Origin of the sequence: Allobosea psychrotolerans (genome assembly GCF_002917105.1) — a bacterium.
Taxonomy (GTDB): Bacteria; Pseudomonadota; Alphaproteobacteria; order Rhizobiales; family Beijerinckiaceae; genus Allobosea; species Allobosea psychrotolerans.
The window spans coordinates 339954-353110 of sequence record NZ_PQFZ01000001.1; the positions used below are offsets into that span (position 1 = coordinate 339954).

Consider the following 13157-nt stretch of genomic DNA (forward strand, 5'->3'; position numbering starts at 1 on the left):
GGGTCAAGGAACTCTTGGGCGGCGGGCGCCCCGTTGCCGCTAGCGCGCAGGCGGAGCGGCGACTGCGATCTCGGTGATGTCGCTGTCGTCGCGCCCGACGGTGCGCTTGCGGCGCAATGCCAACCAGAGCACGGCGAGTGCTGCGACCTCGCAGACGGCTCCTACGAAGCCCAGCGGCCAGGTGCCGAGATGGTGCAATGTCAGCTGGCCGAGCGTCGAACCTGCTGCGATGCCGACATAGAGCGCGGAGGCATTGAGCGAGAGCGCAATCACGGCCGTATCGGGCGCCATCGCGGCAAGCCTGGACATTTGCGAGGGGTGCCCTGCCCAGCCCGCGGCGCTCCAGACCAGCAGGATCGCAGGGATGATGAAGATGGCGATGGAGGGCGGCAGCGTCACCGCGACCAGCGAGGCGGCGACGAGCGTGGCCGCCAGTACGGTGAGAACGACGACGAGCGTGCGTTCCGGCCCGTAGCGGTCGCTTGCGATGCCGCCAAGCTGGTTGCCGAGCGCCGAGCCGATGCCCGAGACGACCAGCACTGCGCCGAGCCAGGGGCCAGCGATGCCGGCATGGTTGGCGAGGAAGGGCGCGATGTAGCCGTAGAGCGTGAAGGCGCCGGTCGTCCACAGCATCGTCGTCGCCAACGCCAGCAGGATGTCGCCGCGGCGCGCCACGGCGAGCCGCTCGGCCATAGTGTTGGCGCCGCGCGGCAGGCCGACAGGCAGCCTCCACAGGATCCCGATGAGCGCCAGCGCGCCGAAGAGGCCGACGAGCAGGAAGGCGAGGTGCCAACTGCCGGCAGCCGCCGCCGCCGTGCCGAGCGGCACGCCGAGAATCAGCGCGACCGTCATGCCGCCGGTGACGAGCGCGATCGCCCGCGCCCGCCGTTCTGGAGAAACCAGTGCGACGGCGACGGCGTTGGCTGCGGGCATGTAGACGCCGGCGGCGAGCGCCATGACGACGCGCGCTGCCATCAGATGCGAGAAATCAGCGGCCAGGGTCGCCCCGAGATTGGCGAGGGTGAAGACGGCCAACGATCCGGCCAGGACGTGCTTGCGCTCGACATTGCCGAAAACGGTCGAGAGCACCGGGGAGCCGATTGCATAAGCGATGGCGAATGCGGTGAGCAGGAGGCCGGCAGTATCGACAGAGACGCCGAAGCCGGTGGCGAGATTGGGCAGGATCCCAGTGATGATCAGCGTGCCGGTGCCGATGGCGAAAGCGCCCCCGGCCAGCCAGAGAAGACGTGCGTCCATGGGACAGTCCTTCCAAATCCGGTTTTCCGGAATTTCAATGATCGTTGAACTTACGTTTGCAGATGCGAGATCGCAAGGGTAATTTCAACGAATGTTGAAACTTGTCAGGAGCGTCGCGATCTCCTATCTCGGCAGGGTCATGAAACCGGTGTTCCATCCCGATATAGACGATGTCGCCGCGGCCGATGTCTTCGCGGCGCTGGCCGATCCGATCAGGCTCGGCATCCTGGTCGCGCTTGCCGACGTGCCAGAGGTCGACAAGGCGCGTTGCAACAGCTTCTCTGAACTCGCCTCGCCGTCGCTCTTGTCCTATCACTTCGCCAAGCTGCGCGAGGCCGGCATCACGCGTTTCCGCGTCGAAGGCACGTCGCGCTATCTTTCGATCCGGCGTGAGGATCTCGACCGCCGCTTTCCGGGCTTGCTCGACAGCGTGCTGGAGGCGGCGCGGCGCGATCCCAACCTGCCGCGCTTGTCCGGCCCGCTGGCGGTTGGCTGAGCGGACGCGGTCCGGCTCTGCCGGAGCGCTTTCCGGTACCCATTCCGGTTCATTGACTCGGTCCGTGGGGGGTATAGCGTCCCTGCTTCCGCGATGGCGTCGAGCCGGTTCGCGTCAGACCCGGCTGCGCCCTATCCAGAGGAGCATGGCCATGCGTGAAGCCGACCCTCAGAAACTCGATGCGCTTGTCGGACGTCTGGTTGGTGATGTCGGAGCGTCGGTAACCGGCGCGCTCGTCGTCCTCGGCGACCAGCTCGGCCTCTACAAGGCGATGGCGGACGGCAAGCCGATGACCGCCGAGGAGCTCGCCGCCAAGACCGGCTTCAAAGAGCGCTATGTCCGGGAGTGGCTCTCGGCGCAGGCGGCTGCCGACTATATCGATTACGACGCCGACACGGACAGCTTCAGCCTCTCCGCCGAACAGGCGATGGCGTTTGCGGAGGAGGGCAGCCCCGCCTTCTTCGCTGGCGCCTTCGAGATCGTTCGGGCGATGTGGCTCGACGAGCCAAAGATCGCCGATGCCTTTCGGACCGGCGCCGGCGTGGGCTGGCACGAGCACAGCAAATGCCTGTTCCGCGGCACGGAGCGCTTTTTCCGGCCCGGCTACAACAGCAACCTCAACAACAGCTGGATCCCGGCGCTCGACGGGGTCAAGGCCAAGCTCGAAAAGGGTGCCCGCGTCGCCGATGTCGGCTGCGGCCATGGCGCTTCGACCGTGCTGATGGCGCAGGCCTACCCGAATTCGTATTTCTTCGGCTTCGATTACCACGGTCCGTCGATCGACCGGGCACGGGAGGCCGCGACCAAGGCGGGGGTCGAGGATCGGGTCGTCTTCGAGCAGGCCTCGGCCAAGACCTATCCGGCGCGGGGCTACGACCTCGTCGCGATGTTCGATTGCCTGCACGACATGGGCGACCCTGCTGGGGCTGGCCGTCACGTCAAGGAAACGCTTGCCGATGACGGCACCTGGATGATCGTCGAGCCCTTCGCGCATGACCAGCTCAAGGACAACCTCAATCCGGTCGGGCGGATCTTCTACGGGGCATCGACGATGATCTGCACGCCGGCTTCGCTGTCGCAGGAGGTCGGCCTCGGGCTTGGCGCCCAGGCCGGCGAGATGCGGCTGCGGAGGGTTGCGCTCGACGCCGGCTTCACCCGCTTCCGCCGCGCGACCGAGACGCCGTTCAACATGGTCTTCGAGGTCCGGGCCTGAGACCGTCAGGCCAACACGCGGCGGGCTCGTAAACTCGCCTTCGGCATGCCGGGTAACCGCATCGGATCAGATTATCATCCAGCCCGATGCGGTTGCTCCTCGATGAGGCATCGGCTTTTTTCGAAAATCGCATCCCACTTTTCGGGCCGATGCTTTAAAGGCCCGGCATGCCTTTCAAGCAGCACCCGCCTTTCAAGCAGTATCCGCGCCAGTCCCGCCAGCTCCTGGCCTATGTCTTCGCCGGCGGCATCACGGCCGTGGCGCATTACGCGCTGTTGATCGGCCTCGTCGAACTCGGCCATGTCGATCCGGTGCCGGCGACGCTGGCGGGCTTCGTGCTCGGCGCCATCGTCTCCTATTCGCTGAATCGCTGGCTGACCTTTGACGCGACCCACAGCCACGCCCAGGCGACCTGGCGTTTCGCATTGATCGCAGCCGGCGGTTTCGTCCTCACCGGCGTGCTGATGCATCTCTTCGTCGGCAAGCTGGGCTTGCCCTATCTGCCGATGCAGCTGGTCACCACGGGGATCGTGATGGTGTTCTCCTTCCTCGGCCACAAGTTCTTCAGCTTCGCCGACCGGGCGGCGTAAGGCCCGAAAGGTGCTTCGATGCATCTCGGCCTAAGAGCCGCCAATCCCGTCACGGCTGGGCATGTTCGGAAGCGCGAATACTCTCGGCGCTATGATGGAACATCGCTCAAGGACCGACGCCCCGAGGCCAAATCCGCGAGCAGCGCAACATGGATATCCAGCGCGTCGATGACCGGATATCCAGGGCTCTGCCCATCGAAGGCCAGATTGAGATCGGTCCCGGCGAGAACGATCGCGTCAGCCCCGGCCGCGGTCATGCGCCTGCCTGCGTCGAGGAACAGCTCGCGCTGCGAGGCTGAGCATGTGCCGGCAACCGCGATGTCCTGGTAGGTTTGACCGAGAAGCTCGATCTCGTCGTCCAATGCGATGGCGTCCGTGCGCGCGAGCTGGCCGTAAAGGCGTGTGCGCATGACGACCCGCGTTCCGAGAAGGCCGATCCGCTTAATGTCCTGTTCAACGAAATAGGCGTCAAGTGGAGCGACGGCGGAGACGATCGGCAAGGGCGACAGGGCCGCCAGCTCATCCAGACAGAAATGCGCCCCCAGCGATGACAGAGCGACGCAATCGCAGCCTGCATCCTTCAAGCGTGTGACGAGCGGGAGGAATGCCTGTGCCTGCTGGGACCTGCGGTCGGCGAGATTATTGCGGATGAGTTCCTGAATCTCGCCGTGGACGATCGTAAGCTCAAGCTTTGCTACGCCGCGGGCCGCGGCGGCAGCCGTCAGGCGCTGGTAATAGACCACCGTCGCCGCAACGCCGATGCCCCCGATCAAGCCGATATGCATGGGATATGTCCTTACAAGCGTGCCGACGGCGACCATGCCGGTTTAGCGCGCCGCGCGGCAGGGCGAAACCCGGCCCGGCCAGGTCGCTGTCATGAAGGCCATCGGCCATCATCACGCCGGTTTCGTCCCCGCAAAGGTCATCCGGGCCGGGTTGTGGCCGAAATTCGGCTGCCGCTGCACGGCATCGTAGCCGGCGGCCCGGATCAGGCCGACGATGTCAGCTTCCGCATAGGTCGAGAGTCCGTATTGCGCCCTGAGCTTGCGGTAGTCGGAAAAGGCGGTGCGTACGAGCCCGGCCAGCGCCGCCGCCAGGAACCCGCCGCGCCAGGCGAAGGCAAGGAGTTGCGAGGCGTCGGTGAGCGGGCTGACATCGGGCGGGATCACATCGGCGATGACGAGCTTGCCGCCCGGCTTGAGCTTGGCGAGCCAGCTGCGCAGCAGGGCCATGAGCTCCTCGCGGCTCAGATACTGGATCAGTGAGTTGGCCACGACGAGGTCGAGGGTTGCTTCCGGCAGCGCCTCGACCTCCTCCGGCGAGACCACGGCGACATGACCGATGCGTCCGAACATCGCGCGCAGCCTTTCGCGCACGTTCGGCGCCGCCTCGCAGAGATAGAGCTTGCCGCAGGCGGCGGCGACAAGGTCGGCGCTCAAAGCCTCGCCACAGCCATGGTCGAGCACGACGGCATCGGACGCCGGGATCTGGCCGACCAGATCCTTGGCGATCTGCCGGTAATGCAGGGTCTTGTGGCGCGGCGAAACGTAGATGGAATGCTCGCCGTTCCAGAAATCGCGCCAGGACATGGTCTCGCCGTTCGCCGCTTGCCGGCAGCCTCCTGCCGCCGGTCCCGCCACGACTAGAGCAGGATGCGGAAAAGTGGAAACCGGTTTTTCGCATTGCTCCGTGTCTCACTCCTGGATGAGAGACGAATTCAGATGTCAGGTGGGATCACTTGGTGCTTCCATCTGACATCATCCGGCTCTCGTCCGATGGTGAGCCGTTGCGCAACCCTGCGTCCAGCGGGGCGGGGGCTGCGGCCTCTCCCTCGGTTGCGTTCGCGTCGAGAAAGCGGATTCCGATCTCGCGCTTCCTGATCCAGATGAGGGCAGCCGGCGCGAAGACTTTGTCGTCGGCGTGATAGAAGAGCGCGAGCGGCAGCGGCCGGTCGCTCTCCGGCCTCAGCCGGGCGCCGCTTGGCGACAGGTCCATGACGCGACACTCGACGAGGAAACGCTGCGACGCGTCGAACAGCTTTGCCGAGCGCCAGCGCTTCGAGCTTCGATTTTCCATGCATGTCGCCTTCCTGCTGTTGCGCTTCGGCCTGAAAACCTGATCCAGTGGGGTTGCGCAGGGCTGGAGACAGCGCCTCCGCGAAGCGGCGAGTGCGTTCGGCTTGCCAAGCGCGGCGCCGGCTCTAAGCTTCGCGCGAATCTGAGGGCGACGATGTTTTTGCTACCCAAGCTGTTGAAGCGCTTCGTCCGGCAAGGCCGGCTGACCGTGATCACCCCTGACAACCAGCGCCATGTCTTCGGCTCCGGGCCGGCCGAAATCCTGTTTGCGGGCCAGATGAAGACGGCGCCAGCCGTCACCGTGCGCTTCCATGACGACAGGATCGAACGCGAGATCTTCCTCAATCCCGAAATGGCACTGGCCGAAGGCTATATGGATGGCCGGATCGATTTCGAGGACGGCTCGTCGATCCACGATCTGCTGTCGCTGTTCTGGATGCAGCGCAAGGAATTGCGCAAGCATCCGATCCAGAAGGTCGTCCGCAAAATCCGCTTCGGCATCCGGCGCTTCCGCATGCACAACCCGCTCGGGCTCGCCGGCAAGAAGGTCAAGCACCACTACGACATCCCGACCGAGTTCTATAAGCTCTGGCTCGACGAGACGATGACCTATTCCTGTGCCTATTGGCACAGCCCCGAGGTCGGGCTGGAAGCGGCGCAGAAGGCCAAGCTGCGCCATCTCGCGGCCAAGCTGAAGATCGAGCCGGGCATGACCGTGCTCGATATCGGATCGGGCTGGGGCGAGCTCGCGATCTATCTCGCCAAGGCCTGCGGCGCGAAAGTGACGGGGCTCAACGTCTCGCCCGACCAGATGGCCGCCGCGCAGAAGCGCGCAGAAGCCGCGGGCGTCGGTGATGCCGTCACCTTCATCAACAAGGACTATCGCGAGCTCAAGGGCAGCTTCGACCGTGTCGTCTCGGTCGGCATGATGGAGCATGTCGGCGTCGCGCATTACCTCGAATATTTCGAGGCCATACGTGACCTGCTGACGCCGGACGGGATTGCGCTGGTGCACTGCATTGGCCGCGTCGGGCCGCCGGGCTTCACCGGGCCCTTCTTCGACAAATACATCTTCCCGGGCGGCTACGCGCCGGCGATGTCGGAGGTCTTCGCCGCGGTCGAGCAGACCGGTCTGTGGTCGTCGGATTGCGAGTTCTGGCGGCGGCACTACCACTGGACGCTCCACGCCTGGCGCGAGCGCTTCATGGCCCATCGGCCGGAGGTCGTGACGATGATGGGCGAGCGCTTCGCGCGGATGTGGGAGTTCTATCTCTCGGCTTGCGAGATCTCCTTCGACATCGGCGGCGACATGGTCTTCCAGCTCCTGCTCGGCCCGCATAAGAGCGCCGTGCCGGTGGTGCGCGACTACATCACCGATGCCGAGAGGGTGCTGGAGGCACGGGGATTCTAGAGCGGAGCCGCACGCTCAATCATCTGCCGGGAGCGAGAAATCCAGCGCCAGCAGCGCCTCGTCGAAAAGCGCGTCGTTTATGCGCAACGCCTTTGATTCGATGCCGTAGGGCTTGAAACCGAGGCGTTCATAGAGATGCAGCGCGACGCTGTTGGTCGTCACGGCGCGCGCTTGCAGCACCAGCACATGCTGTGCCGCATGTTGAACCACCGCCTCGACCAGCGCACGGGCTATGCCGCGTCCGCGCCAATCCGGCGCGAGATAGACGCCCCAGAGCATACCTCTGTGCCGGCTCTTCTCGGAGCTTCCGGCGAGGAATCCGGCGATGCCGACCAGCTCCGCATCCGCGAATGCCCCGAAGACGAGGCTCGGCGGAGCAGGCGTGATGCGCGCGATGAAGGTTGCGGGCGGGCGCGCCGCCTCCTCGGCATGGCTCGCGCCAAAGGCCTCGGGCGCCTGAAGCAGCGCCTGGAGGCGCAAGGTCCGGTAGGCTTCCGCGTCAGTAGCATCGAGCGGCCTGATGGTGATGTTGCCTTTGATCTCAGCCATGGGCGGCGACCTCCTCGGCCAGCGCCGCGAGCTTCGTCAGTGTGGTCCAGTTTCGCGCGGTGCCCTGGACGCCGAGATGCCTTTCGATCGCGGCATTGGTCAGCTTCGAGCGGCCGATGCCCTCGCTGTAGTGCAGATAGAGGTCACGGCCGCGCAGGCCGATCTCCTCGGGCCCTCTATGCCAGGCGCGCAGGCGGTCGATTGCGCCATCGGCGGGGGCCGCGTCGAGGGGCATCACCAGAAGCCAGTTCGGTTGGCGCTCGGCGGCCGGCAGTGGAGACTGTGTCAGGATGTCCTGCAGCTCGGCCTGGCTGCGGGCAATCACGCGCGGGCGCATCGGATGCGTGGCGGCGATAGCCTCTTCCAGCTTCAGGGCGATTGTCTCGCGCGCCTCGCCGTCATGGCAGGCGACGAGATTGCCGCTCTGCAGCAGGGTCGCGGCATGACGAAGGCCCAGCGGCGGGCAGAGCGCGCGCAGGGCCGCCATCTTGATGGTGCTGGCGCCACCGAGATTGACGGCGCGCAGGAGGAAGATCGTCACAGGCATGGCGGGGCAGTATCGCAGCCCCGCCGCCAGGTTGGAAGCGCGGCGTCAGCGCTTCAGGTTGACGATGACGACGCCGCCCAGCGCCATCGCGCCGCCGAGGATGCCGAGGAGGCTCGGCACTTCGCCGAGCCAGAGATAGCTGATCAGGAGAGAAACCGGCGGGGCGGCATAGAGCAGGTTCGAGGCGCGGCCCGCCGGCAGGCGCGAGAGCAGCGTCGTCCAGGTCGCATAGGTGATCAGGCTCGGCACGATGGCGAGATAGACCATGGCGTAGAGGCTGGCGGTCGAGGCTGCCTGTGCCTGGGCGATGCCGCTGGGCAGAAAGGGCGAGAGCAGCAGGCCACCGACCACCATGTTCCAGGCCGTCACCGTCAGCGGCTTGTGCCGGGCGAAGAGCGGCTTCTGCACGATGGTGGTAAGCGAGTTGCACAAAGCCGCGCCGAGCACCAAGAGCACGCCGATGCCCAGCTCGAGCGCCGCGCCGTTCTGCCCGAAGGCGATCACCCCGACGCCGGCGAGCGAGATCGCGCTGCCGAGCCATTGGCTGCGGGTGAAACGCTCGCCCAGCACCAGCATGGCAAGCGCAGCCGTGATGATCGGGTTGATGTTGATGATGAAGCTTGCCGCCCCGGCCGAGACCGTCTGCTGGCCGAGATTGAGCAGCACGGTGTAGCCCGCGACGAAGACAAGCCCGCCGAAGCCGAAGCGCCAGGCGTCGCGCCATTCCGGCAGCTTTGGCCGGGTGACGGCAAGGAACAGCGCGGCCGGCACGGCGGCGATGGCGAAGCGCACCGCGCCGAGTTCGAGCGCCCCGAAGCCGCCGAGCGCGGCGCGGATCGCGGGAAAGGCCGAGGCCCAGGCGATGATGGTGAAGATCGCCAGCCCCAGCGTCGTCGAGTCGAAGGCGGACTTGGCGGGGATTGGTGCTGCGGCGCTGGCGGCGGTCATGGCGAACCTCATCGAGGAAAGAGCATGACCCGGCATAGATACCTGCCCGAGCTGATTGACAAACGATGAATTCGAGGGTGAGCTGTGAGAATGGATCACAGCTCGAACCTTCCGCCGCTCGATACGCTGCGTGCTTTCGAGACCGCGGCGCGCACCGGCAGCTTCTCGGCCGCGGCCGAGGCGCTGAACCTGACCCATGGCGCCGTCAGCCGGCAGGTGGCCAAGCTGGAGCATTGGCTGGGCCTGCGCGTCTTCGAGCGGCAGGCGCGTGGGGTGGCGCTGACGCCGGAAGGCCAGCGCCTGCTCCAGCGCACGCAGGAGGCGTTTTCGCTGATTGCCGACACCTCGGACCGCTGGACCGAGGCGCGGGGCGCAGCCGTAGTGCGCTTCAGCGCGACGCCCTCCGTCTGCAGCCTCTGGCTGATGCCGCGCATGCACCGGCTCGAAAGCGGCGATCCGGCTCTGCGCATCGTGCTGCAGGTCGACCACCGTCGCGTCGATCTCGATGATGAGGGCATCGACCTCGCCATTCGCTGCGGGCGCGGCGGCGCGCCGGGGCGCGTCTCGGTGCAGCTTTTCGAGGAATGGTGCTATCCGATCGCCTCGCCGGAGCTGGCCCGGGCGATCGGGCAAGGCCGGCCGGAGCGCCTGCTGGCATATCCGCTGATCCATGATTCGGATGCCGCCGGCTGGCGGGCCTGGTTCGCGAGCCATGGGCTGGATTATCGCCCACGCCCGCAGGACCGAAGGTTCGAGGACTATAATCTCGTGCTCGACGCCGCCGCCTGCGGGCTTGGCCTGGCTCTCGCCCGCCCGCCTCTGGCGCATGCCCAGGTCGAGGCGGGCCGGGTCGCGATGGTCGACCCTCGCACCGCGCTGAACCCGGTCTCCTACTGGCTCGACCGCCCGCTCGGCCAGCTGCGCCCAGCTGCGCTCGCGCTGGCGCTGCGGATCGCGAAGGAGGCGGAGCTTTCGGCCAGCAAGCTCGCAGGGTTCCTGAAGATCGAGGCGAAGGCGGCGTGAGCGGCGCGGCCTTGTTCCGGTGCGAGCTGCCGCCTTCGGCCCTCAACCGATCTGCTGTTGCCTGAACGGCCAGGCTTCCACATCGCCATGGGCTCGCATGTCGCGCCAGTAACGCGCGTCTCGCGCTGTGGCGATCCGGTTCCAGAAAGCAAGCAAGCCCAAGGAAGCGACATGGCGGACCGATCCCGATCCGGGCCCTGATTGTATCGGCTTCCACATCGTCCGAGAATATCTCGACGCTAACAATCAGGTGACGAGCGAGCGGCCGCTGGCTGCTTATGTAGCTTTCGAGGCGCGGTCGAACCGCGACTGGCCGGCGCAGAAGGCCGTGGCAGGAAAGCGCCCGAGTTCCTCCAGCAGCATCGGCCAGGCCTGCAAGCCGAGCGGGATAGAGGCCAGATGGAAGAACTCGTTGGGCGCGTGCACATCCTCGTCGGGCAGATTGAAGCCGAACATCAGCGTATCGAGGCCCAGCGTCTCCTTGAAGATTGCGGTGATCGGGACCGTCGCGCCAAGCCGGACATGGACCGGTTCTTGTCCTGAGGACGTCCTCAGGACACGAGTGGCGGCCTGCACCAGCGGATGATCGGCCGCCAATGTCGAGGCGGGCGAGCCGCCCCCGATGGCCTCGAAGCTCACCGCAACACCGGGCCGCGCCGCGGCCAGGATATGCGCCTGGAGTGCCTGCGCGGCTTGGTTGGGGTCCTGCCCAGGCGCGAGCCGGATCGTGATCTTGGCGCGTGCCTCGTCGGGGATCACCGTCTTGCTGCCGGAGCCGGTATAACCGCCCCACATGCCGTTGACATCGATGGCCGGGCGCAGCGTCAGTCTTTCGCGGATGCTGTAGCCGGGCTCGCCCGCGGCGATTCCGCCGATATCGGCGACAAAGGCGGCCTCGTCGAAAGGCAAGGCTGCGGTGTCGTGGCGGTCGCGTTCGCTAAGCGGGCGCACCGCGTCCATCAGCGCCGGGATCGCGATCGCGCCATCCGCGTCATGGAGCGTGGCGATGATTGCCGCGAGCTCGTGCAGAGCATTGCGCACCGAGCCGCCATAGCGACCAGAATGCAGTTCCTTTTCGGCGGTGCGGACCACCAGTTCGAGCTTGGTCAGGCCACGCGCACCGACATTGATCGTCGGCACGGTCGGGCTGGCGCGACCACCATCGGCCGATATCATCGCATCGGCCTGCAGCAGTGGGCCATAGCGCTCGATGATGGCGTGGAGGCTCGGGCTGCCGGTCTCTTCCTCGCCTTCGATGAAGAGCTTGATGTTGACCGGGCAACGGCCGTTCACCGCGAGGAAGGCTGCGACCGTCTCGATCGCGATCGTGGTCGATCCCTTCACATCGGAGGCGCCGCGCGCATAAAGCCTGCCGTCGCGGGTCGTCGGCTCGAAGGGCGGCGTCTTCCAGAGGGCCAGCGGGTCGGGCGGCTGCACGTCATAATGGCCGTAGATGATGATCGTCGGCGCACCGGGTGCGTCGAGCCAGGCGCCGTAAACGGCCGGCTGGCCGCCGCCATCCAGCAGTTTCACATCCGACAGGCCGATCTCGTTCAGCCAGGCGAGCAGGAACCGACGCGTGTCCTGCATGCCCTGCGCATAGGCTGGATCGGTGCTCACGCTCGGCAGCCTCAGAAAGGCGTACAGCCGGTCGAGCACAGCAGCGTGCCGGGCGAGGAGATGGTCGATGACGGGCTGCACGCTCATCGCGGGCCTCCAATGGTTTCGCGATGATGGGGCGAGATGGGGACGGGACTTCGTGGGCAGGCCTGCAGATTGGGAGGCGAGGCGCCGGCGGCGTCAAGCCAGATCCCAGGGATTGATCGCGGACACGCCTATATCGTCGAAATCCGCGACATTGCGGGGGACGAGGATGAGATCGTGCGCGACCGTGGTGGCCGCGATCGACCTATCGACGTCGCGGCACGGCCGGATCGCGGCGATGCGGGCCCCTTACCGAAATCTGATTGCCCACCGGCACGATGGGATCGGCATGATCATGACGGCGGCGATGAACGGCGTGGAATTGATCATCGAGCGAGCTTAGTCGATGCGAAGACATTCGCCCGTTGCGGAATCCGACACGATTGGCGTGTTTATCGCGCTTATCGGCGAGATTCGATGTCCGCGCTCCAAGGTCTCGGTCAGCTCCTCCGCATAGCTGAAGAAGCGCTCGCGCACCGCCCGCGCATGCGGGTTGGCGCGTTCGATCGCGAGGAAGACGCCGGGCGCGTCATGGCGCACCATCTCGGTCGCCTGCATCAACAGCTCGAAGCTCTTCGTCGTCATGCGGCGCGGCATCGGCTCCATGCGGACGAGGATCTTCGCCACGAGATGGGTCAGCCCCTGCACCATCGCCATGTCGCGATCATGCGCATCGGGCGTGGTCAGGATGACGTCGAGCTTCAGGACATGGCGCAGGAAGGCGGCGATCCGGCGAAAGCCGTTTCCACGGATCGGGCAGAGCGCAATCTTCAGGCCCGCAATGCCATTGCGCGCGCTTTGCGGGCCGAAGAGCGGGTGCGTGCCGATGATCTCGACATCGTCGGGCAGTTCGGCGAGCAGCAGGCGCGCCGGCTCGATCTTCACCGAGCCGACATCGAGCACGATCGCACCGGTGCGCAGATGCGGGCGCAGGCTCGCTATGGCTCCCGGCAGCCGGTCGACCGGGACGGCGAGGATGACGATGTCGCAGGCGGCGACCTGCGCGATGCTGCCGGGAGCCAGGCCCTTGCCCGAGCCGTCGGCCTCAGGCGCATGCGCCGGATCGAAGACGACAAGCGGCAGATGCGGCTGGAGGTGCCGCGCCATCAGCTGGCCGAAGGCGCCGAAGCCCATCAGGCCGATGGAGGAGGAATGTCGCTGGGTAGGCATCGTTTGGTCCTCTCGGGGCCGCGATGCCGGGTGACTGCCTTTAGTTCATCCGCCAAACGCAGCGGTTGAACATGAAAATGCGCCCGCTCTTATGAAAAGAGCGCGTAATACTGCTGGGTGCGGAGCAGGGCGTGGCTGGTCATGAGCCGCTTAAATCCCGTGTCGGCGGGGCTG

Annotated in this window: 15 protein-coding genes; 6 read left to right on the plus strand and 9 right to left on the minus strand. The window is 66.1% G+C overall.

Going from position 1 to position 13157, the window contains the following annotated elements; all coding sequences use genetic code 11:
• Positions 1-39: 39 nt before the first annotated feature.
• The gene (locus CYD53_RS01680; protein ID WP_103716384.1) at positions 40-1257 is read right to left on the minus strand and encodes an MFS transporter; all 1218 of its coding nucleotides are present in this window, start codon (positions 1255-1257) and stop codon (positions 40-42) included.
• A 91-nt stretch (positions 1258-1348) separates the two neighbouring features.
• Between CYD53_RS01680 and CYD53_RS01685 the strand changes: the two genes are divergently transcribed.
• The 3 genes from CYD53_RS01685 to CYD53_RS01695 all read left to right on the plus strand — a co-directional run bounded on the left by CYD53_RS01685 (position 1349) and on the right by CYD53_RS01695 (position 3556).
• Positions 1349-1753, plus strand: coding sequence for an ArsR/SmtB family transcription factor (locus CYD53_RS01685; RefSeq protein ID WP_245928033.1), 405 nt, complete (start codon positions 1349-1351; stop codon positions 1751-1753).
• A gap of 151 nt (positions 1754-1904) precedes the next feature.
• Positions 1905-2966, plus strand: coding sequence for a class I SAM-dependent methyltransferase (locus CYD53_RS01690; RefSeq protein ID WP_103716385.1), 1062 nt, complete (start codon positions 1905-1907; stop codon positions 2964-2966).
• Between the two features lie 167 nt (positions 2967-3133).
• Entirely contained in the window at positions 3134-3556 is a 423-nt protein-coding gene (locus CYD53_RS01695) for a GtrA family protein (RefSeq protein ID WP_103716386.1), read from the plus strand.
• Between the two features lie 89 nt (positions 3557-3645).
• Here the strand turns inward: CYD53_RS01695 and CYD53_RS01700 are convergent, their stop codons facing one another.
• From CYD53_RS01700 to CYD53_RS01710, 3 genes are all read right to left on the minus strand, one after another.
• Complete coding sequence (locus CYD53_RS01700; protein ID WP_210202272.1) at positions 3646-4377, minus strand: aspartate/glutamate racemase family protein; 732 nt, start codon at positions 4375-4377, stop codon at positions 3646-3648.
• Positions 4378-4452: 75 nt separating this feature from the next.
• Positions 4453-5145, minus strand: a complete 693-nt coding sequence (locus tag CYD53_RS01705) for a class I SAM-dependent methyltransferase (protein ID WP_103716388.1) — start codon at positions 5143-5145, stop codon at positions 4453-4455.
• A gap of 145 nt (positions 5146-5290) precedes the next feature.
• Positions 5291-5632 carry a PilZ domain-containing protein gene (locus tag CYD53_RS01710; protein WP_103716389.1) on the minus strand — a complete coding sequence of 114 codons (342 nt, stop codon included), beginning with the start codon at positions 5630-5632 and terminating at the stop codon, positions 5291-5293.
• Between the two features lie 153 nt (positions 5633-5785).
• On the opposite strand from CYD53_RS01710, the gene CYD53_RS01715 reads away from it, so the two are divergent.
• Positions 5786-7042, plus strand: a complete 1257-nt coding sequence (locus CYD53_RS01715) for an SAM-dependent methyltransferase (RefSeq protein WP_103716390.1) — start codon at positions 5786-5788, stop codon at positions 7040-7042.
• A 15-nt stretch (positions 7043-7057) separates the two neighbouring features.
• Here CYD53_RS01715 and CYD53_RS01720 read toward each other — a convergent pair whose 3' ends face one another.
• From CYD53_RS01720 to CYD53_RS01730, 3 genes are read right to left on the minus strand one after another with little or no spacing between them, the layout of a single operon-like run.
• Positions 7058-7591: a GNAT family N-acetyltransferase gene (locus CYD53_RS01720; protein WP_103716391.1), complete on the minus strand. Its 534-nt coding sequence runs from the start codon at positions 7589-7591 to the stop codon at positions 7058-7060.
• Positions 7584-8138, minus strand: a complete 555-nt coding sequence (locus tag CYD53_RS01725) for a DUF1697 domain-containing protein (RefSeq protein WP_103716392.1) — start codon at positions 8136-8138, stop codon at positions 7584-7586. Before CYD53_RS01725 ends, CYD53_RS01720 begins: the two co-directional genes overlap by 8 nt.
• A 45-nt stretch (positions 8139-8183) precedes the next feature.
• Positions 8184-9086 carry a DMT family transporter gene (locus CYD53_RS01730; protein ID WP_103716393.1) on the minus strand — a complete coding sequence of 301 codons (903 nt, stop codon included), beginning with the start codon at positions 9084-9086 and terminating at the stop codon, positions 8184-8186.
• 90 nt (positions 9087-9176) lie between these two features.
• Here CYD53_RS01730 and CYD53_RS01735 point away from each other — a divergent pair, with 90 nt between their 5' ends.
• The gene (locus CYD53_RS01735; protein WP_103716394.1) at positions 9177-10109 is read left to right on the plus strand and encodes a LysR family transcriptional regulator; all 933 of its coding nucleotides are present in this window, start codon (positions 9177-9179) and stop codon (positions 10107-10109) included.
• Positions 10110-10385: 276 nt separating this feature from the next.
• Here CYD53_RS01735 and CYD53_RS01740 read toward each other — a convergent pair whose 3' ends face one another.
• Complete coding sequence (locus tag CYD53_RS01740; protein ID WP_103716395.1) at positions 10386-11816, minus strand: dipeptidase; 1431 nt, start codon at positions 11814-11816, stop codon at positions 10386-10388.
• Between the two features lie 187 nt (positions 11817-12003).
• Between CYD53_RS01740 and CYD53_RS30100 the strand changes: the two genes are divergently transcribed.
• On the plus strand, positions 12004-12156 hold the full coding sequence (locus CYD53_RS30100; protein WP_181011673.1) for a hypothetical protein: 153 nt from the start codon (positions 12004-12006) through the stop codon (positions 12154-12156).
• On the opposite strand, the gene CYD53_RS01745 is transcribed toward CYD53_RS30100, so the two are convergent.
• Positions 12153-12983 carry a prephenate dehydrogenase gene (locus tag CYD53_RS01745; RefSeq protein ID WP_103716396.1) on the minus strand — a complete coding sequence of 277 codons (831 nt, stop codon included), beginning with the start codon at positions 12981-12983 and terminating at the stop codon, positions 12153-12155. The two genes, CYD53_RS30100 and CYD53_RS01745, sit on opposite strands and share 4 nt — an antisense overlap.
• Positions 12984-13157: the final 174 nt, after the last annotated feature.

What these genes read in the sequence shown, in the direction of transcription:
- CYD53_RS01685 (WP_245928033.1), top strand. Translation starts at nt 1,349, where the DNA reads ATGTTGAAACTTGTCAGGAGCGTCGCGATCTCCTATCTCGGCAGGGTC.
- CYD53_RS01710 (WP_103716389.1), bottom strand. Translation starts at nt 5,632, where the DNA reads ATGGAAAATCGAAGCTCGAAGCGCTGGCGCTCGGCAAAGCTGTTCGAC.
- CYD53_RS01740 (WP_103716395.1), bottom strand. Translation starts at nt 11,816, where the DNA reads ATGAGCGTGCAGCCCGTCATCGACCATCTCCTCGCCCGGCACGCTGCT.
- CYD53_RS01705 (WP_103716388.1), bottom strand. Translation starts at nt 5,145, where the DNA reads ATGTCCTGGCGCGATTTCTGGAACGGCGAGCATTCCATCTACGTTTCG.
- CYD53_RS01680 (WP_103716384.1), bottom strand. Translation starts at nt 1,257, where the DNA reads ATGGACGCACGTCTTCTCTGGCTGGCCGGGGGCGCTTTCGCCATCGGC.
- CYD53_RS01715 (WP_103716390.1), top strand. Translation starts at nt 5,786, where the DNA reads ATGTTTTTGCTACCCAAGCTGTTGAAGCGCTTCGTCCGGCAAGGCCGG.
- CYD53_RS01720 (WP_103716391.1), bottom strand. Translation starts at nt 7,591, where the DNA reads ATGGCTGAGATCAAAGGCAACATCACCATCAGGCCGCTCGATGCTACT.
- CYD53_RS01745 (WP_103716396.1), bottom strand. Translation starts at nt 12,983, where the DNA reads ATGCCTACCCAGCGACATTCCTCCTCCATCGGCCTGATGGGCTTCGGC.
- CYD53_RS01735 (WP_103716394.1), top strand. Translation starts at nt 9,177, where the DNA reads ATGGATCACAGCTCGAACCTTCCGCCGCTCGATACGCTGCGTGCTTTC.
- CYD53_RS01730 (WP_103716393.1), bottom strand. Translation starts at nt 9,086, where the DNA reads ATGACCGCCGCCAGCGCCGCAGCACCAATCCCCGCCAAGTCCGCCTTC.
- CYD53_RS01690 (WP_103716385.1), top strand. Translation starts at nt 1,905, where the DNA reads ATGCGTGAAGCCGACCCTCAGAAACTCGATGCGCTTGTCGGACGTCTG.
- CYD53_RS01700 (WP_210202272.1), bottom strand. Translation starts at nt 4,377, where the DNA reads ATGGTCGCCGTCGGCACGCTTGTAAGGACATATCCCATGCATATCGGC.
- CYD53_RS01695 (WP_103716386.1), top strand. Translation starts at nt 3,134, where the DNA reads ATGCCTTTCAAGCAGCACCCGCCTTTCAAGCAGTATCCGCGCCAGTCC.
- CYD53_RS01725 (WP_103716392.1), bottom strand. Translation starts at nt 8,138, where the DNA reads ATGCCTGTGACGATCTTCCTCCTGCGCGCCGTCAATCTCGGTGGCGCC.